This window comes from Wolbachia endosymbiont (group B) of Eucosma cana, assembly GCF_947250645.1.
Classification (GTDB): domain Bacteria; phylum Pseudomonadota; class Alphaproteobacteria; order Rickettsiales; family Anaplasmataceae; genus Wolbachia.
This window is the reverse complement of sequence record NZ_OX366334.1, coordinates 247,236-273,335: the sequence shown is the minus strand read 5'-3', so window position 1 is coordinate 273,335 and position 26,100 is coordinate 247,236. Positions and strand designations below refer to the sequence as shown.

Sequence of the window (26,100 nt, the reverse complement as noted above, 5' to 3'; positions counted from 1 at the left end):
AATCCTGATAATTTAATACTTAAAGTATATAGTTTGACTGATAATAAATTAACTTTATGGCAATCAATAGAAGTTTTAACAAAAACCATATTGAACATGCAGAAAGAATTGAGTTTAATCAAGAATACATCTTTAGATCAAGACGTCACTTTAGAAAAAGGGAAGGAGCTATCAAGTGGCATCTATGAGGCAAATTTTAAGCTAAACAAGGCAATCAATATAGCTACTTTGCCAAAAATTGGCCATCGCATGCTCAGTGGCGAGTTAGTCATACTTAATCATATTACGAAAGAAGAAGTAAAGATTCCTAGAGATTTTCATTATCTTAAAGTTATTAAACTCAATCATGATGACTATAAACTAACGTTTTGTAATTTTTTAGGTAATGAGTTTTTTGAATATAAAAAGTATGATCCACAATATTCTGATCTTTCAGATGAATATAAATTCGTGGATTTTGGTAGTGTAAAAAAGACTAATAATCTAAAATTTAAGGAGTATGTTGGTCATGCACCTAAATTTTTTGCTGTAGAAGGTCTTATTGAGCCTGGATCTGAAAACCATGTAATTGATCTATTTGAGCTAGTCAGAGACGGTAAAGGCAGAAAAGTGGGAACCCTTGCTGATGAATTTGGTTATTTTGATGATCAAAATAAATTACACTACTATAATTATCACAAAAGTGCAGAAAGTAATACTTATGATCCTGAAAGCTTCAGTGTAAAAATGATAAATTTAGATGTGAAGAAAATTGATAAATTTCACCTTATTGCAGAACAAGGTGATATAATCATTCATCCTATTTTGGAAAATTTAGACATATTTTAAAGTTTTTTTAGAGTTATTATAATTAGGTTATGGAAGTTGAATCAGTAAAAAACAAAAGTTATTTCAGGAAAGCAGTAGAATGGTATTGCCACAGATACCTGTTCTGCGTTGTAGAAAGATCTTGGATGGCGTTAATAGCGTTACTTCTCTTAGTATGTTTATTTTTATCATTACTAAACATATACCTATTACTTCCTGTTAAAAAAGATTTAAATTTTGTGAAGTACACGAACCACACAGAAGATGAGTTTTCTACAATACATAAACTTAGTTTTAGTGAAAAAGAAGATGAATACACTTCCATAGCAAGGTACTTGGTAAGTCAATACGTTGAAGCATACGAGTCCTCTCAGATCGTTGAATCAAAGTATCAAGAAAATTTTATAAAAAACAATTCTATATATAAAATCTATCAAGACTTTCAGGAAAAAGTAAACGATGAAGCTGTTTCATCCACAAGAAAAATTACCAACATAAACGTAACAACATTATCTATTGACCGGTTGACCAAGAACTTAGTTACATTTGCTGGAAACGCTACTGTAATTTTTACAGCTGAGCAAAATAAGAAAACGAAAGATTATGCTGTGGAAGTTAGCTTCACTTTGTCAAATATAAAAGCAACTCTAGCTGGAACAGTACCATTTAAATTTATTGTTAATAATTATAAGTATAGATGATTACTGAAAAAATAATTACAGTACACGCAGCAGTAAGAACTGGAGGTAAAACTAGAAGGATTGGTGTCTTTTTAATAAAATAATTTCTAGAAGGTTTTAAGAAAAAAGCATTGTAAATTATCGGTAAGAAGTATAGAGCGTTGAGTATAGTACTGACAATTAACACCAGAGCTACAAATATAGAAAGTGTTACATTACTAGAGTTAAAAACAGCTTGAAAGATGAGAAATTTGCTCCAAAAGGTCGGAGCAGGAGGTACTCCTATCATGGATAATGCACCTATGGTAAATGCTGTCATGCTAATTGGCATACTACGTCCTATACCGTGAATTCTATCTATATATTTTTCACCCGTTTTTGTTATTATGCTACCTGCAACAAAAAATAAAGTAATTTTTGCAAACGCATGGCAAACTAATTGAAAAATTGCAACCCTCATACTGAGTTCACTAAAAATTGAAGCAAACAATATAATATATGACAACTGAGAGATAGTAGAATAAGCAAGCAATTTCTTTAATTCCTTTTGCTTTAATGCAATTAACGATGCAGTAATAATAGTAAATCCAGCAGCGTACGGAAGCCACCCTCCAGCAAACCAATTTTGCTGCACAAAACGTTGCATGGTATCGACGCCAAAGGTGTATAATATGACTTTTATGATGATGAAAACTCCGGATTTCACAACAGCAACGGCATGTAGTAGTGCGCTTACAGGAGTTGGTGCAACCATTGCTTTTGGTAACCAAAAATGCATCGGCATTAACGCAGCTTTTCCTATCCCATAAATTAGCATAGCAAAACACACTGCAATAAAAGTTATGAGTGAAGTATCAAATTTGAATATTCCACCACTTACAAAATCTAAAGTATGAAATTCATTATATAAAAGGCCTATTGCAGGAAAAAATAACACTAAAGAAGAGAAAAACAGCACACCAAAGTAATAGCGCCCTGCAACCACTGATTCATTTGTTGAGTTATAAGTAACTAAAGGGTATGTACTAATAGTTAGAAGCTCATAAAAAATAAATGTAGTAAGCAAATCTCCAGAAAAAGCAATAAACATTGCACAGCTAATTGATATTGAAAAAAAGCATAGAAAACTTGAGTGATTGCTATCAGCATAGTTATTCTGCATATAACATATTGCATATATACTGGTCAGCACCCACAAAAATGATATTAATAAACTGAATATTGCTCCACTAGACTCTAGCTTTAAACTAATATGCAAATTATTACCGAAGTCCATGAGAATAAATTGAGGATGATCACCATATACCAAATATAAAGTGCATAGAGATGTATATGCAAATAGAAGCATAGAAGAAGCAACAGTAACGCTATTATTCACTTTGGGCCATTTACTAGTAAAAAAAATAGCTAATGCGCTTAAAAGTGGGATCAACGCGGTAATTAACAAATAATTCTCAGTAATAAAAAGTGGCAAGGAAAGAGATGTAAAAACACAATCCATTAAGTAGTTCATCTTTCTGTTTAGGTAAAGCTAGAATTATATTCAAATTATAGAGAATTTGCTATTTTTTAGTTGTATATCGGAAGTGTTAAATAAACCATACGCATCAAGTTAAGAAGAAGTGGCGTAAGGAAGAAAGGAAATAAGAAAAAGCTATTTTATATATTAATTAATAAAGTGGAATATTCAAAAAAGCATAAGGGTCAAGTTAAGGAAATAAAGGTATGAAGAAGATAGGATAAGAAGATATAAAATTCTCTCGGATATATTTTAGTGAGAGAACTAATGATGAATAAAATAACTTGCTTATCAAATTACCTCAACAAATTTTTCAATGAAATGGCAAATAATTGAAACAGAAAAGGAAGAGAAAATTGAGTAATTGATGATTCATAAAAGCTATAATTTTGGATAATATAGGGGTTACAAACTGAATCATAGATACAATGTGCCAATTATTAAATGAAGAATCTGTGATAATAACGAAACAGGGTTTAGATTTCAGGTTTACTAAAGAAGCAGTAGAATTTATGAAAAGAATGTACAATGGCTTTATTTAAAATACCCTGCAAATTGATTGTAGAATCTTGCAGCAATTTAAAAATTGGATAGTAGCTTTGCCTAACAGCATGGAAAATCTATATAAAGGTTATGGACAAAGGTTATGAGAGTAACACTAAGTGTGGAATAAAGTTAAAATTAGTTTTTGATTACCTAAATCAGACATTGGATCAACTTAACATAACGGAGGGAGTAAGAAGGTTATAGGGAGAAGTTGCTAATATCTGACCTTGGTTCAAGTTCTTTTAAACAGATCAATGGAACGGGAGCTTATTTTATAAGTCGTTGATACCAATGTATATGCTATAGAAACAAATCAAAAAATGGAATTATTGGAATGTTTAGGAGACAAGCTATTTTTAGAAATGAAGGTGTTGTTGGGAAAAGAAGCAAAGATTAGAGTAAGAATGATATGTCATAAATTAACTGAAGAGCAGTCTCTAGCCAGAAGAAGAAAAGCTAATAAATTGGCAAAATCACATGATCTTCCAAAAGGAATCAGAAATTGTTGAACTGGTCAAAACTAATATTCCAGAGGATAAAATTAGTGCTGAGCAAGTATTACAGAGTAAGGTGGCAAATTGAGTTGTTTTTAGATTGGCAGATATTTTTATTAGCATCGAAAATTACATAATGTATATTACGTGAATAGCATAAAAATCCTCTTCGGTAAAGGCTTCTGTATCTTTTATTAAAGAGGAAGGGTAGGTGCCTCTGTACAATCAGAAAAAAATCTTTTCTAGTAATGATCCCCATGTTAGACATTCTATTTTTAAAACTATTAAAGTGATACTTTAATAACTTACATAACTTATTTTCAATGTATACTTTAAGAAGATAGCCACCACGATATGCCAAGATACCTATTCGATAAAGATTTGCACCGTGGACTTTTCTCAAAGTACAATATACTTCATGGGGTGTTGTTCCTAAATCCAATAGCTCCTTAATTCTCTCTTGATTAGTATTTTTAATTATAAGGTTAATATGGTGATCAACTTGTTCTTTCATACCTTCAAGGCTATATAAATGCCTATTATAAGTTACCCATAGATTTCTGATGTAGACCATTATTGCCTTAATTTCATGGTGATTTTGAAATTTTTCAAAAACTTTTCTTATAATATTTTCTCTGATAGGAATTAAATCCGTGATTTTTGACCTTTTAAAACTGTAAAATTTATCGGTCATTAGCTCAATAAAGTATTTAGCTGCTTCTTTTTGTGCTTGATTAGCGTAGATTTTTTTTGCTTTATGTGGATTAAAGTGCCCTGAAACATACGTGCTACGTCCTTTTAATTGAGCAGAAATTCCATTTTTAAACTCCTGTACTTCCTTGTTTTTAATAACTTGCAGTAACTCACGAGAGGTGAGATGAGTTTCATCATTGAAAGTTCTAATCGAAAGCTTGAGCTCAACTGATTTTTCTCGCGCTTTTATTCTTCTTCTGGAATTGATCTGTGCTCGAAGATGTTTGCTGTTGGTATTAATTACGTGAGAGCTACCGCGCACGTGAAAGTTATGGAATTTACAGTAAAAAGAAGTTTTCTTGCCTTTTTTTGCTTGACTTTCTTTTTTATTACAGTAAAAATTTGCATGCATGGTACTGGTAATCTTTTTTCATTGACAAGAAATGGTTACTATAAAATTTAAGTTGTGTAAAGGATAAAAAGTTATCCTTTACACAGAGTTCTTTCCCAAATTAGCGATTTCAATCTATTTCTACATGGTAAGTTTAATATAAATTAATGCTGTGTAAAGCATAATTTTATGTTTACATGAATTTTTCTTAAAGTGAGTGATTTCAGTTTAGTCTTAGCTTTTCAATCTCATCAATTGAAAGACCAGTAGATTCAGCTATTAAGTCGACAGATACGCCAGCTTTGAGTAGGTTTTTTGCTATTTCAATCTATAATGCACCCATTTGTCTAGACCATTTTTTTCAAAGTGATCCGATTTTTAAAATGAATATGTTGATAAATACGTCGACACACATTTAAAGTATTTATCAATATATTCATTTACTGTTTATGATAATAAAGATCAGCAGGAACTTTATAATGTAGAGTCTGATGTCGCCTTCTATAGTTATACCAAGCAACAAAATCATTTATTATAAGATTTAAATCTCTGATACTATTTGGTCTATAATAATATATAGCTTCTTGCTTTAAAGTTCTCCATAAGCGCTCAACAAATATATTGTCGAAGCAACGTCCTTTATGGTCCATACTGATTTTAATATTAGCACGCTCTAATTCCATAATAAAGTTGTAGCTAGTAAACTGCACCCCCTGATCACTATTAAAAATCTCAGGTTTACCTTGTTTTAGAGCTTCTTTGAGAGTATAAAGGCAAAATCCAGCATCGAGATATGGTGATAATGAATGAGCAATAATATAGCGACTATACAAGTCCATTATTGCCACAAAATAGATAAACTTACCTTCTACCATAATATATGTTATATCAGTAGCCCATACCTGATTAACTCTACAAATAATCAAATCTTTGAGTAAATAAGGATATATTTTATGCTTTTTTTCTTTAATACTTGTATTACATCTTTTTCTACAATACAGCCCACTAATCTTCATTTTTTTCATAATTCTTAAGATTTTTTTGTGATTGACTACTACTCCACTCGCTATGATTTCAGCAGTAATTTTACGATATCCATAACGGCAATCAGAAGCCAAATATACTTCTTGAATCAAATTTGCTACTTCACTTTCGTTATTAATTATAGGCCTATAATATAGGCTAGATCTGCAAATCCCCAATAAATCAGCCTGTTTCCTAATTGACAGATCAGAATCTTTTTCTATAAACCTTACTCTATCTTTTTTGCTTATTTCAGTAATTTTTTTTTCAAATAGCTATTTTCCACTGTCAATTCTCCTATTACTTTATGTAAACTTTCTATTTCTTGCGCTAATACCAATTCTCATTGTTGTGGAGTCAAATAGGAAACAGAGCAGAGTTGTTTAATTGTAGAAGTAGCAAGAGAGGTAAGAAATTTGCATAAAGTGCTCTCAAGCAAAGCAATAGTACTGTATATTTTATTGCGCAAAATGTTCTGTTTTATATATAACCAAAGCCTCTCAACAGGATTAAGTTCAGGTGAATATGGAGGTAGGTATATAATCTCAATGTTTTTAGGTACCTTTAAATTTTTTGACTTATGCCAACTAGCACAGTCCATAACAAGAACAGCTTCTCTTGTCCCTAGATATTGCAACATTTGCTCAAGAAATATATTCATGCAATCAGTGTTAACATTTGGTGCAAATAAGCTAAAACTCTCTCCATTTTTAGGATTAACTGCACTGTAGAGATAAAAATTATGCCTACCTAACTTTATTTTAACCCGAGTTCTAGTACCTTTTTTAAACCATCCATGCCCAACTTTCGAATGTGTGCCAAACCTTGATTCATCAAAGAAAAATAGCTCTTTTTCAGGATACTTTCCAATAACTTCATTGAGATTTTTTTTTGAATTCCTCTTGTTTACTTTTATCTTGTACGTTGTGTACTGGTCTTGGTGTAATATATGAAAATTTCATCTTTTGCATATGGCGGTGTACTGTAGATTTGCTAATATTTAAGTCGAACTTTTCCTGTATTCTTATTCTCATTTCTTTAATGGTAATATTAGGGTTTTCTTCTATCCATGCTTCAATTTGCTGTAGTTGAGCCTGATTTAATTTAGTTTTTCTTCGGCGTGATCGAGGAGCAAACAGTTTTTCTTCTCTGCCAAATTTCAAGAGTTTTATCCACGAAGTTAGTGCCTTTCTTGAAATGCAATATATTTTTGCTACAGACGTTATACTGTACTTTTTTGCTGCAATTACAGCGTTTAGTTTTTTTGAAACATATGCATTATTCCTTACTTTCTTCAGCATCTCTTTTGCTGATTTTACTACTTCTTCATCCAATAATTTTGATCTGAGTGCCATTTATACCTAAACTATTTCACTTATTTCATTATGGCTTTTCTTCCATTATTGTCTATCTGTTTCCCGTGTAACGGGAATTGGTATAAGATTCTTTGTTTTCTCGCACTTTCACTTTCTTCAACAAATAGGTCTTTTAACCTTGCCAATACTCTATCACGCCAATCATATAGATTTGTTGATGGTATTTTATATTCACTACATATCTCAGCTGTGCTTTTTTGATTTTTTATTGCTTCCAAAGCTATCTTTGCTTTTAACTCTGGTTCATATTTTTTTGTTGCCATACTTTTACCCCTTTACCTTCCTACTCGGATCAACCATTTTTTTTTGGTCTAGTTTATGGGGTGCATTATACTATCAATTACAAGCCTTACCTCTCCAGTTTCATATCCTTGTATATGCTGAAATGAAATTCCAAGCTTTTTTCCCAAATCCCTTTGACTAAAACCACACATTAACCTTCGCTTTCTTATTCTTTCACCTATTTGTTTATCAATAGGATGTTGTGTATCCATTTGTTAATGTCTTAATTCATATATACAAACAATACTAACTTTCATTGTAACCTTGAGAAAAAGATTTTACTAACGTATAAACTACACTACGCAGCCTTTTACTCTTAATTTTATTATATTCTTTAACTAATTTTAGTATTTCTTCATCATAACTTTCATGTGAGTCAGTATGCATAACAGTAAAGAAATCAGCAACATCTATCGATAGTGCTTTTGCTAAGTCATATAATCTACTGGCCAAAACACAATTTGAACCATTTTCGTACCTTTGTATCTGCCTATATGAAACACCTATTCTTTTTCCTAACTCAGTTTGTGTTAAACCACAGTATAACCTAAGTTCCTTTATTTTTTTGCCTAATTCCACTTTTTATTACTAATTTTAGCTGTTCAAGCTTATATTGAATTTTTTAATTTATGAAGTGGAAAAAAAGAAGGAAAGCTAGAGAACTTTCCTTCCAGTCTAAAGATTACAATAAACCACTGTTATAAAAACTAAAATGGCTCTTCTGTGTTACGATTATATGATCTATTAATTTCATTCCTACATTTTCACAGGTTGCAGCTAATGTAAGTGTGTTATCTTCATCCTCTTTAGATGGCTCTATATCTCCACTTGGATGATTATGTGAAATTGCAACAGATGCTGCGTCAATCAGTAATCCCTGTTTGATTATTTCCCTCACATATAGAGGGACTCTATCTATAGTTCCACAGTCTTGAACATACTCATATATTAAATGACCACTTCGATCTAAGTATACCACTCGTAAGCTTTCCTTTCTTGACTGTCCTATTGCTGCTTTAAAGTATTTTAGTAGCTCTTCTCTATTATCAAGAATCGACAGCTTTTTTAACTTACCTTTCAATATCCTATCGAAAATCTCTTTCAGGCAAAAGATATTTGCTATTGCTCCATCGTTCATTCCTGTAACATTTTTTAGCTCGTGAAGATCAGCATTAATTACCCTTCCTAAACTACTAAAGAGCTCCATTAGCTTTTTGGCAACTTCTCTTCCTTCTGTGTATGCAGATAGATTACGTTCCAGTAGCTCATGGTCAAGCAAAGACCTACCTCTGCTTGATAGAATACGAGTTTCTAATTTTTCTTTTCTCTCACTATTATTCATAAAAACCTCCAAGATCAACATTATATACAAATTCAACGCCAGCTTTCTGACGCAGGAGTTCTCGAGGAATAACCCTCTTGAACTCTAAATTTGCAATGTTGTCCTTGTTGCTTTTACAACAGATTTACTACAATCCGAACTCCTCATTGATTTTATCGACTATCGTCTGTGGTGGATCATCTCCCCATCCTGAATATAAAATCTCTCCATAATCTGCAACATCTATAGAGCCAGTTCTACTTTTTGCCAGAAACATTTCTCTTTTATCTTTATCAACTAATACATAGTGCCAAGCTGATCTTCCTCGATCTTTACCACGAACTAGATATATGAGATCTGATCTACTTCTTCTTGTTGCATCAGCAAAGGATCTTTCATTGATAGTTCTGCTTTTACTCTTTATGCCGCCACTTTCAGAAAAAGCTTCCTTGGCTTCAGCTTTTTTGTTTGCCAATTCAGAAATTTTTCCTTTTGCTCCTAGTGCATGTTCTTTGGTATTTTGAGATGAATACTTACTGGAAAAACCTCCTCTTGTCTCATTAGAAGTCCTATTTGTAAAACGCTTAGTAAACGAGTTATCGTTATCATTTTCTGCCATAAAAGTCTCCAAATTTTAGATTGTAGAATCCAAATTTTTACTACACCCTATCATAGGTTAGTTAAATTAATATAAATGAAAGATAATATAGTAATTATTACAGGAATTACAGCCTCAGGTAAATCAGAATTATGCGATAACTTGATAAAAAAGCATAAAAACATTAGCATAATAAACTGTGACTCAAAGCAGGTATACAAAGAGATTCCCGTAATTACTGCTCAACCACCAAAGCAGAAAGAATTTTATAGGCTATACGGTTATGTTTCAGCAAGAGAAAATTATTCCGTAGGTTTATGGCTAGAGGATTTAAAGAGGGAAGTTAACAACGCGCTGAAAAATTCACGAATACCCATCATCACTGGAGGAAGTGGGCTTTACATTAGCAGCTTAATCAAGGGATTATCATCGATTCCACAAATAAGCCAAGAAGTGAGAGAAAACGTAAATGAACTTAGAAAAAATTTAAGTAAAGAGGAATTCTACAAATTAGTGCTAAGCAAAGATCCAAGGATTCAAGGTAAAATATTTATTAATGACTCACATCGCCTCTCAAGAGCACTTGAAGTTATCACTGAAACTGGCAAGACAATCTTTGTATGGCAAGAAAATAGACAGCCTCCTTTGTTCAATAATTTTAAGGTATATACAATTCTACCTAAACGTGAGGATATATACCGAAAAATAAATTCTCGTTTTATTGAAATGGTTGAAAATGGAGCAATTGATGAAGTAAAAAACCTACTTAGCATGAACCCATCTCCACATTTGCCAGCTATGAAAGCACATGGAGTGCCAGAAATTATAAGATACTTAAAAGGGGAGATTACTTTAGACGAAGCAATACAGATTGCTCAAACAAACACAAGGCATTATGCAAAACGCCAGTACACTTGGTTTAAAAATCAATTTCCGAATTCTCAAGTGATTGACTGTGCAAATAAATTGACAGGATTTTAGATATTTTGATTATTATGTATTATATTGCTATGCCTATGCAAACTTTTCTTGATAGTATTAAACTTTTTTCTTAAAGAACTTTCATCATTGCCTAAATTGTGATTATTAAATTCTTTGTAAAAATATTCTTACTTATGAAGCGCTACTATACCTGTAAGAGCCTTTATCACTAAATGAACTATATCACGCATATTTCATCCTCAATTTTTCTATATTCTCTCACTAATCTTGTAACCACAATCTCCACTTTCATATCCTTGTATAGCTCTTCTCATAATAGTAGGAACAAGATAAGATAGTGATTTAGTGTAACAAGAAGGTAAAAATGCCAGCAGCGTACAGTTATGACTTAAGGAAAAAAGCCATTCAGGCGTTGGATGAAGGAGAGAGCAAAACAGCAGTAGCAAATTTTTGGCCCTCTCTAACAACTTCAACATCACTGAATTCAAGGGCTTGGCCTTCTATTATTTGGAATCTTTCATGTCCTTTTCCTGCAACTAGCAGAATCATATTTTCATCATGTGCTATATTTATACCTTTCTCTATAGCTTTTTTTCTATCTCCTATCTCCAGTGCATCAGGGCAATGTAACAAAATATCGTAACGAATTTTCCCTGGATCTTCATCACGCGGATTGTCATCTGTGACTATAACTTTACCTGCAAGCATTTGTGCTATTTTACCCATCTCTGCACGTTTTGTTTGATCACGATTCCCGCCACAACCGAACACTAGAACTATCTTTTTATTGAAGTGCCATTTTAAAGACAACAGAGCTTGTTTGAGTGCACTTGGAGTATGAGCGTAATCGACAAATGCAAAAGTGTTCACTTTTTCCATTCTTCCAGGTGGAGAAGCGAGTTTATCTATACACATTCTTTGATAGTCCATACCAGATGAAATAACTATACCGATTGCACACAACAAATTATATGCTTGAAATTGCCCAAAAATCGGAAAAAATGCGTTATAAATTTCATCACCGATTTGAATTGTTAGGTATTGACCATTGGCAGTGGGTATCTGCTTTAATAAAGTAATATCAGAGTTTTTTTTTCCATAGGTTATAACTTTGTTGCCACGCTTTTCAGCTATGTTGAGCAACTCTCCATATTCGCCTATATCTGCATTTAAAATCGCTGTTTTTTCTTTTGGCAATACCTCATCAAACAACCTTTTCTTGGCCTCAAAATACTCATCGATACTTTTGTGATAGTCCAAATGATCTTGAGAGAAATTAGTAAAAGCTGCAGCATTGAACCTGAGTCCATGGATTCTGTATTGATCGATTCCATGGCTTGAAGCTTCTAATGCTAAGTGTTCTACGTTCTTATTATTTATGTCACGCAATGTGGAATAAAGATCATCTGCACTTGGCGTTGTAAGGCTATTATCTTTTCTATTATTATTGACACATGTTCCCAGTGTTCCTATAGACGCTGCATTATCTTGCCAAATCTGGCGACAAAATTCCACCACTGAAGTTTTACCATTCGTACCAGTTACAGCAGCAACATATTTAGGTTGTTTGAATTGATAAAACCTGCTGACTATTTCACTGTATATTCCTTGAGGGTCCGAGTGGTAAAGCACTGCAAAACTTGGAGTACTTGTCATTCGAGTAGCGGACACTGAAATCCAGTTTTTATTATACAATTGCCTAGTGTGCTTGTTTACAATTAAATTTTCTGGATCCCAGTGTCTGGGCACTGGGATGACATCTTTCTTGGCCCCTTGTATCACAACGTCTACACAGTTGTGTACGTAGCACTGTGATTCAGTAGGAAGGATATGGATTCCAGTATCGCATGTTGCGTATTCTTTACTCCTTTCTGACACACAAACGAAAAGATAACCTTCCCTGACTCTCTTGGGATTACATGTAACGCCCTTGATTTCAACGTCAAAGTTAACATCAACAATATCATGCAGTAATTCTCTCAGTTTCATGTCCTACTTCATCGTTTTGAAAGTCTAAACATGGTAACCTTTTTAGTGCGTCATTAAGGTCAAAGATTAAATCTTCAGGATCTTCCAGTCCACAAAATATTCGCACGAAACTTCCACCACAATCTGAATTCATTACAGATCTTGACATAGATCTACGATCTACTGGTAATATCAAACTGTCGCACCCTCCCCAAGAAGCACCAATGCCGAAAACTTTCATGTGATCAACCATGCAGCTTAGTTCCTCACATGAATATTCTCTATCGAGTACTATACTAAATACGCTACTTGCCCCTTTGAAATAACTTTTCCATAAATCATGCTGAGAATAGGAAAAAAGTGCCGGGTATAAGACTTTTTTGATTTTTGAATGTTTTTCCAGCCACTTTGCCACTTGCATTGCTGTACTTTGATGTTTCCTCATGCGTGTTTGCAGTGTTCTAAGTCCCCTATGTGCAAGGTAACAGTCGTACGATTGAATGGTTACTCCGTAATTTTTATAGCTCTCATAAAGCAATTTAAAAATTTTACCTTCAGCAACCATAGCTCCCATCACTAAATCTGAGTGACCGGCTAGATACTTTGTCACCGCATATAGTGCAATATCAATTCCATAATCAAGCGGCTTAAACAACAAAGGAGTGGCCCATGAATTGTCACAAACGGTTACAATTCCACGTTCTTTAGCAACTTTTACTATATGCTCTACATTCGAAATCTCAAACGTTATAGAACCAGGAGTCTCAATCATGATGAGTGAAGTGTTACTCTGAACTAAATCAGTTATATCCTGTGTCGGATCATAAAAAGTTACTTCTACTCCTCTTTTTGGTAGTTCATTTTCGGCAAATCTCTTTAGCCTATAATAACTATTATCTTGTATCAGAACATGCGAACCTGCTTTAGTGAAAGTCAAAATAGCAAAAGTAAGTGCAAATAATCCAGAAGGGTAGATGAGTGCTTGTCCCCTACCCTCAATTTCAGCCAGTGCATTTGAAAAATAATGAACAGTAGGCGTACCAACATTACTATAGCTGTAATCCCTTGCAACACCATCATTGATCACATCATATATACTCTCCCCATTCGCTGCACTTAAGTAATCCTTGTAAGTAGGAAATAATATGGTAGAAGAATGATAAACTGGTGGGTTCATCGATCCTTTATAATCATTAAATTTTCTTCCTGCTTTAACTAATAAAGACTCTTCTCTCACGTTTCTACTATTTATTTTTTAAATTATATTCACTGTGCGTATATAAGTTAAGAGAAATCGCATGTACTCGTTCTATTTCACTCTTTAATAATTCATAGATCAATTTATGCCTCTTTAAAGAGCTCATTCCAGAAAAGTCGTTAGATATTAATACTAATTTGATATGTGAAGGTAGTGTCGAAGAAGAAGCAAAATAATGATCTACATGCTTTGCTGATTCATCGATAATATTAATATCAATTACACCTATTGAATCGCGTAATTTTTCTTCTATTGTCTTAATAATATCCACAATAGTTCCTTTAAGCAACAATACGCTCCTCTTGTCATCCCACAGTATCTGGGCACTGGGATGACAATCGAATTACTTATTCTCTTCTTTATTATCCATGTCTTGATAATCAGAATCTACTACTTTTTCTTCCTCATTATTTGTTGTGGATGAGCTTTCTCCACCTTGTTGTTGTTGAGATTCCTTATACATAGCTTCTCCAAGTTTCATAGATAACTGAGAGAGGTTAGTAACTTTCTGTTGTATTGAATCAGCATCATCAATGTTGTCAGATTTACTCACTTCCTTTAACTCATTAACTGCATTTTCAATAGCAGATTTATCTTCTGGAGAAATTTTATCACCATATTCTGTCAGAGATTTTTCTGTAGAATGAACTAAACTATCCGCTTGATTCTTCACTTCAATAAATTTCTTACGCTTTTCATCTTCTTGTGCTTTTTCCTCAGCTTCTCTCACCATCCGATTTATTTCATCCTCCGATAAACCACCTGAAGACTGAATACGTATTTTTTGCTCTTTTCCAGTAGCTTTATCCTTTGCAGAAACATGCGCTATTCCATTTGCATCTATATCAAATGTCACCTCAATTTGAGGAACCCCGCGAGGAGCAGGTGGTATTCCTTCTAAACTAAACTGACCAAGCAGTTTATTATCAATCGCCAATTTTCTTTCACCTTGATGTACCTTAATTGTAACGGCTGTTTGGTTATCTTCTGCAGTTGAAAACACCTGAGATTTTTTTGTGGGAATAGTAGTATTACGTTCAATAAGTGGAGTGAACACTCCCCCTAGAGTTTCAATACCAAGAGAAAGTGGAGTTACGTCAAGTAGTAACACATCTCTTACATCACCTTGAATGATTCCCGCCTGTATTGCAGCTCCAATTGCTACAACTTCATCAGGGTTAACCCCTCTGTGTGGATCTTTGCCAAAGAATTCTTTAACTTTCTCTATGACTTTTGGCATACGAGTCATGCCACCAACAAGAACTACTTCACCAATTTGACTAGCAGACAAACCAGCATCTTCAAGAGCTTTTTTGCAAGGAATTATAGTCCTTTCAATTAAATCATTCACTAAACTTTCAAGCTTTGCTCTTGTTAGCTTCATATTTAAGTGTTTTGGGCCACTTGCATCAGCTGTAACAAACGGTAGATTTACTTCTGTTTCCATTGCACTTGACAATTCTACCTTTGCTTTTTCTGCAGCTTCTTTGATTCTTTGCATAGCCATTGGATCGTTTTTCAAATCAATGCCATTACTTTTCTTGAATTCAGCCAGTAAATAATTTACTACTGCATTATCGAAGTCTTCCCCTCCAAGGTGAGTATCACCATTTGTAGCCTTTACTTCAAAAACTCCGTCACCTATTTCAAGAACTGAAACATCAAATGTACCACCACCAAGATCATACACTACTATTGTGTGTCCGTGCTTTTTATCAAGACCATAAGCAAGTGCTGCAGCAGTTGGTTCGTTAATTATTCTGAGAACATTTAATCCAGCAATTTTTCCTGCATCTTTTGTTGCTTGACGTTGAGAATCATTGAAGTACGCCGGCACTGTTATCACAGCATCCTTTACTTCTTCCCCAAGATAAGCCTCAGCTGCTTCTTTCAGGTTTTGTAGTATAAATGCACCAATTTGACTAGGAGAGTATTCTTTACTATCAGTTGTTTTAACCCATGCATCACCATTTTTTGCTGCAAATACCTTATACGGTACACCTAGATTCTTCATTTCAGGATCGCTATATTGGCGACCTATCAATCTCTTAGTTGCAAAAAAAGTATTATTTGCATTGGTAGTTGCTTGCCTTTTTGCTGGAGCACCAATCAACCTTTCTCCAGACGAAGTAAATGCAACTATAGACGGAGTAGTTCTTGCTCCTTCTTTATTCTCGATTACTTTTGCATCCTTGCCTTGCATTATTGCAACACAAGAATTTGTTGTTCCAAGATCTATACCTATTGCTCTTCCCATAATGAATACTCCCTTTTAAATATTATCTGATGTAAAATATATAAGTATAAAACTCGTTAATTACAAGTCCCGTTTAGTTGTTAGAGCCCAAAAGGCGCGAAAGCCATTTAGTTAACCAAAAGTTGCCCGGTAGTTTACCAGCTTCTTTATCCCTGCTATTCACAATTTGACATCCAGAATTCTGCAATGGCTTATAATCATTAAAATTAATATGGTCTCCTTGCTTTAAAATAAATGTATCTGCATCTAAACTATTATCAATACTAACATTTAATGTAATATTGAACTCTTTTTCGATTGTAGAAACCATATCACGCTTATTATTAAAAATGTGCGCTATAACTGCACTGCGTGCTATTAAATCAAAGGACTTATTTTGATTTTTATTAGCAATATGTTGCAAATCCCTTAGTATCGATGCAACAATCACTTCGTTTGATTTCACTCTTCCAATACCTTTACAGTGTAAGCACTCTGTAGTATTAATTTCCTGTATATTTGGTTTAATTCTTTGTCTTGAAAAGACCATTAAACCAAAGTCATTGATAAAGCTAAATTGAACTTTAGCTTTATCATCTTTAAACGCCTGCTTGATAGCAAATTCAACATTTTTACAATACTCAAGTTTCAACATGTCAATAAAATCAACAACTATTAACCCTGATAAGCCCCTGAGATTCGCTTGCCTTGATATTTCAGATAATGCCTCCATATTAGTTCTATAAGCTGTTTCTTCTATGTTATCTTCTCCTGTCATTTTCCCTGAATTTACGTCTATTGAAACAAATGCCTCAGTTAAGGTTATCACCAAAGACCCACCAGATGGCAATTCTACTCTATTGCTATATAATTCAGAAATTTGATCTTCGACTCGATAGTAAGTAAAGATTGGAACAGAACCTCTATATAATCTAGGACGCAATTTTCCTTGTAACACATTTTTAGTGTATTTTCTTACCGCTTCACAAACTTCTCTATCAGATACTATAATTTCTGTATCATTACTACAAAAGTCACGTACAGATCTCATAACTACATCTGCTTCGTTGTAAATTAATGATGGAACATTTAAAGAAGAGAAGTTTTGCTGAATATTTTGCCATAATAAGGTCAAATTATTGTAATCTTGCTCAATTTCTTTCTTACTTTTTCCTGCACCAACAGTTCTTACTATTAAACCTGAGCCTTTTGGTAAATTTATTGAATTTAATATATCCTTTAACTGTTTTCTAACGTTGGTATCTTCAATTCTGCGAGATACTCCACCCCTACTTATGGAATTGGGCATGAAAACACAGTATCTACCGACCAAAGTTACGTATGTTGTAAATGAAGCTCCTTTATTTCCTCGTTCTTCTTTAGTTAATTGAACTAATAACTTTTGATTTACTGAAATCACATCTTGTAACTTATATTTTCTATGTAAAGGTACCCCCCTCACAAAACCACTGCTGGATTCATTACTAGCTGTAGAATCTAGGCCTTCTTCTGTGCAATTATCATTTGAACAGTCCACACCGCTCGAATAGTCTTCATCAGGGAAAATTTCCTTCTCTTTTTCTGGAATATTAAAATAATTTAGAGATATCTCAGAAAAAGACAAAAAACCTTGCTTATTTTTTCCATACTCAATGAACACGGCCTGCAAAGCAGGCTCTATACGCTTTACATAAGCAACGTATATATTACCTCTTAATTGTTTTTTTTCCTTGAATTCTTGTTCAAACTCTACAACCCTACCATTAACTAGTAGGGCAACCCTTACCTCGTTAGAACAGGTAGTACTTTCTATCAACAATAACCTTTTGCCATCACTCACCACTTATTTACCGTCTACTTTTCATTCTGAAATGTTCTTATACTACTTAATATATTATTGATTGTCAAGAATTTTGCGATCTGCATTATTGGGTTGACTTTCAGTGTTTTGCGTAATAAACTTGCATAGAGTTTATTATGTCACTAACAATTATGGCGAAAAAAAATGCTTCTTTGCTTGTCAAGCTAGTTAGCACTGCAACTAAAACAACAAAAACTGGAGAAGAGAAACTAACAGGCTATTTTTGTGTAAAAAAACGTAATCCTAAGAACCTTCCCAAGAAGCTCGAGTTTAGGAAGTATGACCCAGTGGTCAGAAGACACGTATTATTTAAAGAAGAAAAATTAAAGTAAGTATATTATCATGCAAAGCTTACAGCTAAAAGGAGTGTAGCTTATTGCTCACTAGTTATACTGTTTTGCATTAGAGAAAGTCTGTTTGAGGTTTTGAAAGATTACGGTAACTTATATAAGTTACGGGAAATTGAGCCACCTGAATAAGGGCTGAAAATGGTAGCGTTTTTGTCCTGATCTGGTCTTTTTATTGCTTAAATGGGACTTGATCTGACACTTTAAATGATCCAGATAGTCTATATACCATCACACTCTGGGACCATACACTTAGAGGTTGTTCACAAACTTTTGAATTCTTTTGTTAAACTTTTACAGAAAAAAATTGCTTGCGCATATTTTAAATCTGACTATAATCATAGTAAAAGATATTTTAAGAGCTCAAAATTTATCTTTATCTGCAGACTTTTTTCATTAAATTCATTAAAAAATGTGGCGTATCTTCTTCAGCGTACGTAGGTGCACACACATACTTAATCTCTGTCGTATGTGCGCCGCACTTTTTTTCTAATCTTTTTTACACAGGAGGATTTTATGTCCAGAATTCCAGATACTTGATCTTTACTTTAGCTAAAAACCAATAGGCGCCTATGGTTTTTATAAAGAAAGTTTAGAAAATAACCAAAAACCACTTGCCATAAAAAGTAACTATATTAGTATAATATTCACATTTATATGTTAATATAGATATAATAAGATTAAGGATTATATTATGGTAAAATTTACACAAGATTCTGCTTCATTGACATTGCATGGTGTTGATTTACTTAATTTGTGCCACAGACAGTGTGAAAATAAATACGAGGGTAATGATTTATTGACAAAAATTAATAGATCTTGGTGTAAGGCTGACTGTAATAGAAATATTAAAGCTCCTGAACACCATTCACCAGAAAAAGTAACACTTAGTGAACAGTTAACAGATATTGCAAGTAATCTCCGTTTTGAGAGCATAAAATTATCGCTTATATCAGATGAAATAGACAATTACAATTCAATGTCTTTTTAATTAGAGTAAAAGAAGATATTGGTTATCTTCTTTTTTTTTATTTCTATTATTAACTACTTGAATTTAAGTTCGTTCAGGCAAGATAATTATGAGTAAAAATAGCAGATGCAAGTAGCTGGCACACAGCTGTACGAGCATTCATTTTTGAGGGCATAGCAAATGGTGTCATTCAAGTAGCTGACATTGGCTTGCCCTAATCTCATCAAGAACGTTGTGCTTTAACATAATATTTTTATGCTTACCAACTTAACTGAATCCCAGGCTGGGATGATATACTTCTGGTAGATAATGTCGGTATAGTTGTGATTGGAATAGAAAGCACTAAGTTTGCAATGCTACCTGAATAGATAAAAGAACTCATTACTCAGTGAAACAAGACTTGAAATTTTGTGCAATGCTGCTGATTATATCTAGATATGCATCCTTTCCAGGCTCTACATCTGATCCAATAGGATCAAGAATCACCATTTTTACGTCACTAGAAAAGACATTAGGCTTTATGCTATCCTCTCGTGAATGAGAAACAATACATTTAACGTTTTCCTCTTTCATTACCTTTTTTAATTTCATTAAACTCTTCATACCTATGTAAGAATCTTCTTCTATAGAAAGAATGGCGCTTGGGTAACTTAAATCAAAATATTTTTCGAAATATTGATAAGCATCGTGAGTAACTATGTATTTTTGATTTTTTAACTCATCCAATTCTTTCGTAATTTTTTCTACTTCTTGGTCTATCTTTCTTATAGCCTCCTCTGCGTTAGTATTGTATCGATAGGCATTTTCTTTATCTATATTAGATAATGTTGCACTGATAGAAAGTATCATACTTTTTGCATTTTCAGGACTCAGCCAAATATGCAAATCTTTTTCATCTTGAATGTGACTAGAAAATGAATGTGTTCGAGCAGGAAGTAGATCGATTGCACTTGATAGCGGTATTAACTTCTTATTTTCTTTAGCGAAAGTTTTAATGAATGTTTCCAAAGAATCATCGATATAAAATATAATATTGCTAGATTCTAATTTACTTGCGTCTGAAGGCCTGAGCATGTAGTTATGTTCAGACACTACTTCGTACATTAGTAGTTCTGGCTTTGAAATTCCATCTATAACAGAAGCTACAAGTGAGTGTATAGGTTTGATTGTAGCTACAATTTTTAAATTGGATGAAAAGGCACTATTGTAGTATAATGTAAATGAAAGTAATAGAAAAAAAAACAGTAAATGTCTCATATAAATGTTGAGAAGAAGTCAATTTTTGCCAAAAAATTAAGTAGTGTCAATAACTGCATTCTAAAAATAGAAAACCTTACTCTTTCATACGGTAATAAAAAAGTTCTTGATAATATCAACATATCAGTACAAAGAGGAGATATAGTTACAATACTTGGTCCAAATGGCGGAGGTAAAACCTCTTTAGTGAAAGCAGTTGCTGGTATAAATAAAGGTTTTATTGGCAGTATTGTATTCGCTGACAATATAAAAATTAGCTATATGCCACAAAATTTTAGTATTGGTAATTTGATGCCAATAACAGTTGAGTCTTTCCTTTTCAATAGCTCCTCGAAGAAATTGAAGAAAAATCAACCCATTGTTACAGAAGCAATAGAATTGGTTGGTATCGGTAACATCCTAAAAAATCAAGTATTAGAAATCTCTGCAGGACAAACACAATTACTGCTGCTTGCACGCTGTTTAATTTCAGAATCTGATTTGATCATTTTAGATGAGCCAGTCAGTGCAATGGATATTAACGCACGATCTAAATTTTATGATATTATAAATAAAATCGCAAAAGAACGATCAGTGTCGATTCTCATGACTTCTCATGACCTTAACTCTGCTCTACCATCCTCAGATTACATAATTTGCATAAATAATACTATCTATTATCAAGGTAAACCTGATGAAATTATGGAGATAAATGAAATATTTGGCAGTTACGCAGCGAAATGATTCAAAATATTCTACGTCTTCTGCAAATAACTACAGTGCTAACACGCTACAATGTGTTACCTTATTTACTTCCACCATCAAAAAAATCAATAAATAAAATACAAGGTCATAAACTAAAGCGTGCTCTTGAAAGATTAGGTCCGGTGTTCATTAAATTTGGGCAATCCATTTCATCACGCACTGATATTTTAAATGAGGACATAACAAATAACTTGCTATTGATATGTGATAGATTGCCATCATTTTCGTATAAAATCGCAGTTAAAACTATAGAAAGTGAGTTTAATTGTAAATTAAGCGACATTTTTTCAAGTTTTTCTGAAAAGCCAATTGCAGCAGCATCAATTTCTCAGGTGCATAGAGCAGTTACAATTGAGGGTAAGGAAGTTGCTGTAAAGGTTTTGAGGCCAAATATTGAGAAAACATTCTCAAGGGATATAAAAATGCTTTCTTGGCTTGCAGAAATTGCAGAAAAATTTAGTGAACAATCAAAAAGGCTGAAGCCAGTTGAATTAGTCAAAACTTTTGCTGAAATTTGCCGATTAGAGTTAGATCTACGCTTTGAGGCTGCCCACTCTTCGGAACTGAAGGAAAATACTAAACATGACAGAGGTTTCTACGTACCTGAAATAGATTGGAGTAGAACTTCAAAAAAGGTTTTAACATTAGAATGGATGGAAGCTATACCAATATACGAAGTTGAAAAGCTGAATAACCGAAAGCAAATAGCTATCAATCTTATAGAATCTTTTTGTAATCAGGTATATAGGGATTGTTTTTTTCATGCTGATATGCATCCTGGAAATTTAATGATCGATAGTAATAACAATATTATTGCCCTGGATTGTGGAATCATGGGTAGAATAGATCGTGAGACATGCTATTACGTTATAGAGATACTCAAAGGCTTTTTAAATAGGGATTATGATCACGTTGCAAAAATGCACTTTAGAGCCGGTTATGTTCCATCACAGCATAGAAATTTTGTTACAGCTTGCAGAGCAATAGGTGAACCCATTGTTGGACAGCCTATACAGAAGATTTCATTTGCTCGATTACTTACTCAGCTACTAAAAATAACTGGTGATTTTGATATGAAAGTTCAAACACAATTGTTATTGCTGCAGAAAACTATGATTTTATTAGAAGGAACATGTAGGAAAGTCTATCCAGAAATCAATATGTGGAAAGTAGTTGAAACATGGATAAACAATCAACATGAAAGTAAAATAGGGTATAGGGAAAAAATTAAAAGCTCTTATCCCATAAAAGCAATTCAGGGAATATTTAGCCTTATAGAAAAATTAAACCTAATAGCTGACAAAAAATTACAGGTGAAAAATAAATCAAATGGAAAAGCCTACTTTTTACTTTGGTCTGTAATTATAATTCTCATCGTTAAACTTTTAATTTCTTGAACTAAAAGATAATAGAAGCAAGTTTACAACAACTATTTCAGTCTTGAAACCACTCAGGTTTACATTCACTCGAATTATCAAGGTATTTTCAGGATGTACAAAAATTTTCAGAAGAGTTTAGACAAGAAGTAAAAACCTTAACTCTATCTTAAACTGATAACATTACCAAATTCAGTGCTTATCACATCACTCAGTACTGTACTTGCTTTATATGAACAGTAGCATCCAATTGTAAGGAAGACAAATGCAGCTACAGCAAGTGAAATACATATTTCTAAATTCGATATTGTTAAACATGCACCAATAGCAAACGCTCCAGATAACACAAAAGAGGCAGAGGCATAGTTACTTTGCCTTCTATTATAAATGTTTGCTTCTGAAAGTTTTCTGTTTTTGTTCTTTAAGTCTTGATTTTGAGCTTGAAGTTCTGATCTCTCTTGCCTTAAATCCCTTTTTAACTGTGAAATTTTGTCAGTGTCTCTTGTTCTTTCATCTACGGTCCTATTCAACTCTTGCTCTTTTTCTCTAAGTAGAATTTTTGTGCTTTCAAGCTCATCTCTAAGGTTTTCAAGTCGCTGCAATTCTTGAGCAATAAACTCATCGTTTATTTCTGATTGAACATTATGTGTATTTGCTACAGGTTGCTCTGCACTTGCAGGAAATTTCTCATTGAGATAATTTTTAATAGATTCACTTGGATTATTAACATTCCTCAACACAGCGGTGACAATTGCAAGATTTATGAAGCAATTATCTTCTACTAATTTTTTTACATAATACGAATCTTTTGTATTAATAGTATCAGTTAATCGCTCTTTCATAGCTTGTTCAATGATTTGCTTCAATCTTGAATTTTGCTCTATAGCTGATATTGGCTTTATTTGACTAAAATCTAGCTCCTTATGTTTTAAAAGTTTTCTCAATACTTCTTCGTTACTTTCTGTTATTCCTTGTAAACATGATTTGATAATCAGGCTAAGTGGTGTTTCTATTTCTCCATTTGAATTTCTTTTCCAACAATTAGGGTTGAGTTCTTGATTTAATAGTTCTTTTGCTCGGTCAATATTTCTGTTAGAAAGAGCATTCAATAATTGTTTTCCTGTTTCTGCTTTTTGTATTTCTATGATCAAATGCTCAGCACGATTTTTTTTAGCACATTCCTCAGGATCTTGAAGTCTTTTATTTAGTAGATACATCATTATTCTCGGATGACTTAGTAAGAGTTGTAACACTTTCCTTTGTTGAAAGGACATTGCTAGATGCAAAGCTGTATTGCCATCACCTTTTTTTTGAATATTAACATCTATGCTTCGGTGAAGTAGAAGTAACCTAATCATACTCTGATATTCTTTTTCTTCTTCTGTTTCAGAGCCTGCAGATAAATCATAAATTATAGATATCAAAGGTGTCATGCCTTCTTCATTAAACGCATTAACATCCGCACCTTCTTGCAATGCTTGTTGAAAATGATTCAAAGCTTCTTCAGGTGTTACTCTTTCATCATCAGTGCCTTGAAATTGAATAGCTTTAAATAATTTTTTTGTTGATTGTCCTGAAGTTGTTTGATTTTGAGCTCGTAATCCTGTATCATTAACAACACTTCTTCTAGAACCTACATTACTTCTCGAAAGCATACTAAATTCTCCTCAATCTATAATTTATTGACATAATTATAAAAAAAACAAAGAAAATTGCAAGTAATTTAGTTAAAAATTTTAGAACTAATTATGATTCCAAAAATTTTTCTGCATCAAGTGCAGCCATGCACCCTGTACCTGCTGCAACTACTGCCTGGCGATATACCTTATCTTGAACATCACCAGCAGCAAACACCCCTGCCCTACTGGTTAGAGTTGTTCCAGGTTTCGTAATTATATAACCTTGCTGATCCATTTCAACAAAGCCCTTAAAAATACCTGTATTTGGTGCATGCCCAATTGCAATGAACACTCCATCCACTTTTAATTCCTGAAATTTATTGGTTTTCGTCGATTTAATTGTAATGCCAGTAACTTTTTTAGGATTTTCTTCTCCAAGAATCTGCTCTACGGTATGATTCCATATTACCTTTATCTTATCATTTTTAAAGAGCCTGTCTTGCATTACTTTCTCTGCTCTTAACTTATCACGCCTGTGTATCAGTATAACTTCCTTAGCAAATCGAGTTAAAAATATTGCTTCTTCAACAGCAGTATTTCCACCACCAACCACAGCTACAACTTTATTCCGAAAAAATGCACCATCACAAGTTGCGCATGCCGAAACTCCGTAACCTTGAAATTTCTTTTCACTCTCCAGGCCAAGCCACTTCGCTTGCGCACCAGCTGCGATTATAATTGCATTCGAATAGTAGTCACTAGTATCACCACAAGATCTAAATCTATACTCATTAGAATCCTCAAGTTGTTCAACGCTTTTTATTTCGTCATCTATTATCCTTGCCCCCACCTTCTCTGCATGCAACCTCTTTTGTTCCATGAGTTCTGGACCTTGTATAGAAATAAAACCTGGATAGTTTTCAACATCCGTAGTAATTGTAAGCTGACCACCAGGTTGCATTCCTGTTACTACAATTGGCTCTAAATTTGCACGTGCTGCATATATAGCAGCAGCATAACCCGCTACTCCAGATCCAATAATAAGAACTTTTGTACTCAATTTATAATTCTGCACTGTGTGAGTTTAGATAATCAGCCACTCCTTCATCGCTTGCCTGCATTGCTGGCTTACCTTTTTTCCACCCTGCTGGACATACTTCACCATGCTCTTCATTATGTTTTATTGCATCAATAATTCTAATAAACTCATCGATATTACGTCCCAAAGGAAAATCATTTATCGATTGATGACGTACAACAAACTTATCATCAATAACAAAAGTTGCTCTTAGTGCAATTGAGTCATCATATAAGACCCCATAGTCTCTTGATATAGACTTTTTGATATCAGACACTAAATTGTAGCTAACCTCTCCAATACCACCATCATTAACTGGAGTGTTTCGCCATTTATAGTGTGAAAATTTTGAATCTATACTTATTCCTATCACTTCAACATTACGTTTTGAAAAATCTTCTATTTTGTTGCTAAATGATATCAACTCAGTTGGACAGACAAAAGTAAAATCAAGTGGATAGAAAAAAAGGACAGCATACTTATCCTTTATATGTTTACTTAAACAGAAATCATCAACTATTTTTCCACTAGCAAGAACAGCCGAAGCAGTAAAATCGATAGCGGATTTTGTTACAAGATTCATAACTAACCTATTCATTCTTAATATTTATAATTTTATACCTTGATACATTTACATGCAAGTTTTCTTTAGCCCCAATCTTATAAAAACTTCCTCTTATGGCTGTGAAAATGTTATGATAAGAGCTAATTTTC

23 protein-coding genes and 4 pseudogenes are annotated in these 26,100 nt (G+C 33.3%); 8 read left to right on the top strand and 19 right to left on the bottom strand.

The features are described from left to right. The first annotated feature begins 33 nt into the window (after positions 1–33). Together OOK99_RS01245 and OOK99_RS01240 are read left to right on the top strand one after the other, a co-directional pair. The gene (locus OOK99_RS01245) at positions 34–828 is read left to right on the top strand and encodes a hypothetical protein (protein WP_064085273.1); all 795 of its coding nucleotides are present in this window, start codon (positions 34–36) and stop codon (positions 826–828) included. A 29-nt stretch (positions 829–857) separates the two neighbouring features. Next, entirely contained in the window at positions 858–1,508 is a 651-nt protein-coding gene (locus OOK99_RS01240; protein ID WP_063631112.1) for a VirB8/TrbF family protein, read from the top strand. Here the strand turns inward: OOK99_RS01240 and OOK99_RS01235 are convergent. Then, a complete protein-coding gene (locus OOK99_RS01235; RefSeq protein WP_264337249.1) occupies positions 1,486–2,988 on the bottom strand; it encodes a proton-conducting transporter transmembrane domain-containing protein in 1,503 nt (500 codons plus the stop codon). The genes OOK99_RS01240 and OOK99_RS01235 overlap by 23 nt on opposite strands. A gap of 288 nt (positions 2,989–3,276) precedes the next feature. On the opposite strand from OOK99_RS01235, the pseudogene OOK99_RS01230 reads away from it, so the two are divergent. After that, a pseudogene (locus OOK99_RS01230) lies at positions 3,277–4,138 on the top strand (transposase); the annotation flags it as partial. Here the strand turns inward: OOK99_RS01230 and OOK99_RS01225 are convergent. The 9 genes and pseudogenes from OOK99_RS01225 to OOK99_RS01185 form a co-directional block, all read right to left on the bottom strand. Beyond that, positions 4,111–5,151, bottom strand: a complete 1,041-nt coding sequence (locus tag OOK99_RS01225; RefSeq protein WP_264719942.1) for a hypothetical protein — start codon at positions 5,149–5,151, stop codon at positions 4,111–4,113. The pseudogene OOK99_RS01230 and the gene OOK99_RS01225 overlap by 28 nt on opposite strands. Before the next feature lie 202 nt (positions 5,152–5,353). Next, positions 5,354–5,458 (bottom strand): annotated as a pseudogene (locus OOK99_RS01220) (Rpn family recombination-promoting nuclease/putative transposase); the annotation flags it as partial. Positions 5,459–5,570: 112 nt separating this feature from the next. Beyond that, positions 5,571–6,490 (bottom strand): annotated as a pseudogene (locus tag OOK99_RS01215) (IS3 family transposase); the annotation flags it as partial. Positions 6,491–6,496: 6 nt separating this feature from the next. Continuing rightward, positions 6,497–7,508, bottom strand: a protein-coding gene (locus tag OOK99_RS01210; protein WP_264719384.1) for an IS630 family transposase whose coding sequence is annotated in 2 segments (ribosomal slippage) — positions 6,497–7,045 and positions 7,047–7,508 — 1,011 coding nt in all. Because the reading frame shifts where the segments join, the coding sequence is not laid out codon by codon here. Between the two features lie 77 nt (positions 7,509–7,585). Continuing rightward, positions 7,586–7,792: pseudogene (locus OOK99_RS01205) on the bottom strand (transposase); the annotation flags it as partial. A gap of 48 nt (positions 7,793–7,840) precedes the next feature. Next, entirely contained in the window at positions 7,841–8,023 is a 183-nt protein-coding gene (locus OOK99_RS01200) for a helix-turn-helix domain-containing protein (RefSeq protein WP_264719940.1), read from the bottom strand. A gap of 34 nt (positions 8,024–8,057) precedes the next feature. Beyond that, the gene (locus OOK99_RS01195; RefSeq protein ID WP_264719938.1) at positions 8,058–8,390 is read right to left on the bottom strand and encodes a helix-turn-helix domain-containing protein; all 333 of its coding nucleotides are present in this window, start codon (positions 8,388–8,390) and stop codon (positions 8,058–8,060) included. A 103-nt stretch (positions 8,391–8,493) separates the two neighbouring features. Continuing rightward, positions 8,494–9,153 (bottom strand): JAB domain-containing protein, encoded by a 660-nt coding sequence (locus OOK99_RS01190; protein ID WP_264719936.1) that lies wholly within the window; start codon positions 9,151–9,153, stop codon positions 8,494–8,496. Between the two features lie 127 nt (positions 9,154–9,280). Then, positions 9,281–9,751 carry a hypothetical protein gene (locus OOK99_RS01185; RefSeq protein ID WP_019236353.1) on the bottom strand — a complete coding sequence of 157 codons (471 nt, stop codon included), beginning with the start codon at positions 9,749–9,751 and terminating at the stop codon, positions 9,281–9,283. A gap of 75 nt (positions 9,752–9,826) precedes the next feature. On the opposite strand from OOK99_RS01185, the gene miaA reads away from it, so the two are divergent. After that, positions 9,827–10,711: a tRNA (adenosine(37)-N6)-dimethylallyltransferase MiaA gene (gene miaA, locus OOK99_RS01180; RefSeq protein ID WP_264719934.1), complete on the top strand. Its 885-nt coding sequence runs from the start codon at positions 9,827–9,829 to the stop codon at positions 10,709–10,711. A gap of 366 nt (positions 10,712–11,077) precedes the next feature. Here the strand turns inward: miaA and murE are convergent, their stop codons facing one another. The 5 genes from murE to OOK99_RS01155 form a co-directional block, all read right to left on the bottom strand. After that, positions 11,078–12,661: a UDP-N-acetylmuramoyl-L-alanyl-D-glutamate--2,6-diaminopimelate ligase gene (gene murE, locus OOK99_RS01175; RefSeq protein ID WP_264719932.1), complete on the bottom strand. Its 1,584-nt coding sequence runs from the start codon at positions 12,659–12,661 to the stop codon at positions 11,078–11,080. Continuing rightward, complete coding sequence (gene metC, locus OOK99_RS01170; protein ID WP_264719931.1) at positions 12,636–13,877, bottom strand: cystathionine beta-lyase; 1,242 nt, start codon at positions 13,875–13,877, stop codon at positions 12,636–12,638. Before metC ends, murE begins: the two co-directional genes overlap by 26 nt. Positions 13,878–13,884: 7 nt before the next feature. Beyond that, positions 13,885–14,169, bottom strand: coding sequence for a BolA family protein (locus OOK99_RS01165; protein ID WP_226080382.1), 285 nt, complete (start codon positions 14,167–14,169; stop codon positions 13,885–13,887). Between the two features lie 72 nt (positions 14,170–14,241). After that, positions 14,242–16,155 (bottom strand): molecular chaperone DnaK, encoded by a 1,914-nt coding sequence (gene dnaK / locus OOK99_RS01160; protein ID WP_264337021.1) that lies wholly within the window; start codon positions 16,153–16,155, stop codon positions 14,242–14,244. Positions 16,156–16,228: 73 nt separating this feature from the next. After that, positions 16,229–17,977, bottom strand: a complete 1,749-nt coding sequence (locus OOK99_RS01155) for an Rne/Rng family ribonuclease (protein WP_264337020.1) — start codon at positions 17,975–17,977, stop codon at positions 16,229–16,231. 149 nt (positions 17,978–18,126) lie between these two features. Between OOK99_RS01155 and rpmG the strand changes: the two genes are divergently transcribed. Together rpmG and OOK99_RS01145 are read left to right on the top strand one after the other, a co-directional pair. After that, positions 18,127–18,327, top strand: a complete 201-nt coding sequence (gene rpmG / locus OOK99_RS01150; RefSeq protein ID WP_012481745.1) for a 50S ribosomal protein L33 — start codon at positions 18,127–18,129, stop codon at positions 18,325–18,327. 709 nt (positions 18,328–19,036) lie between these two features. Continuing rightward, positions 19,037–19,333, top strand: a complete 297-nt coding sequence (locus OOK99_RS01145) for a hypothetical protein (RefSeq protein ID WP_007302708.1) — start codon at positions 19,037–19,039, stop codon at positions 19,331–19,333. A gap of 360 nt (positions 19,334–19,693) precedes the next feature. Here OOK99_RS01145 and OOK99_RS01140 read toward each other — a convergent pair whose 3' ends face one another. Beyond that, entirely contained in the window at positions 19,694–20,569 is an 876-nt protein-coding gene (locus tag OOK99_RS01140; RefSeq protein ID WP_264719927.1) for a zinc ABC transporter substrate-binding protein, read from the bottom strand. Here OOK99_RS01140 and OOK99_RS01135 point away from each other — a divergent pair. Continuing rightward, a complete protein-coding gene (locus OOK99_RS01135; RefSeq protein ID WP_007302706.1) occupies positions 20,561–21,292 on the top strand; it encodes a metal ABC transporter ATP-binding protein in 732 nt (243 codons plus the stop codon). The genes OOK99_RS01140 and OOK99_RS01135 overlap by 9 nt on opposite strands. Further along, the gene (ubiB, locus tag OOK99_RS01130; RefSeq protein ID WP_012481747.1) at positions 21,289–22,710 is read left to right on the top strand and encodes a 2-polyprenylphenol 6-hydroxylase; all 1,422 of its coding nucleotides are present in this window, start codon (positions 21,289–21,291) and stop codon (positions 22,708–22,710) included. Before OOK99_RS01135 ends, ubiB begins: the two co-directional genes overlap by 4 nt. Positions 22,711–22,853: 143 nt before the next feature. Here the strand turns inward: ubiB and OOK99_RS01125 are convergent, their stop codons facing one another. The 3 genes from OOK99_RS01125 to OOK99_RS01115 form a co-directional block, all read right to left on the bottom strand. Beyond that, a complete protein-coding gene (locus OOK99_RS01125) occupies positions 22,854–24,344 on the bottom strand; it encodes a TomO hydrophobic C-terminal domain-containing protein (protein WP_264719925.1) in 1,491 nt (496 codons plus the stop codon). Positions 24,345–24,435: 91 nt separating this feature from the next. Continuing rightward, positions 24,436–25,383 carry a thioredoxin-disulfide reductase gene (gene trxB / locus OOK99_RS01120; protein ID WP_264719923.1) on the bottom strand — a complete coding sequence of 316 codons (948 nt, stop codon included), beginning with the start codon at positions 25,381–25,383 and terminating at the stop codon, positions 24,436–24,438. Further along, positions 25,370–25,969, bottom strand: coding sequence for a peroxiredoxin (locus tag OOK99_RS01115; RefSeq protein WP_010401485.1), 600 nt, complete (start codon positions 25,967–25,969; stop codon positions 25,370–25,372). The genes trxB and OOK99_RS01115 overlap by 14 nt, the downstream gene beginning before the upstream one ends. Between the last annotated feature and the right edge of the window lie 131 nt (positions 25,970–26,100).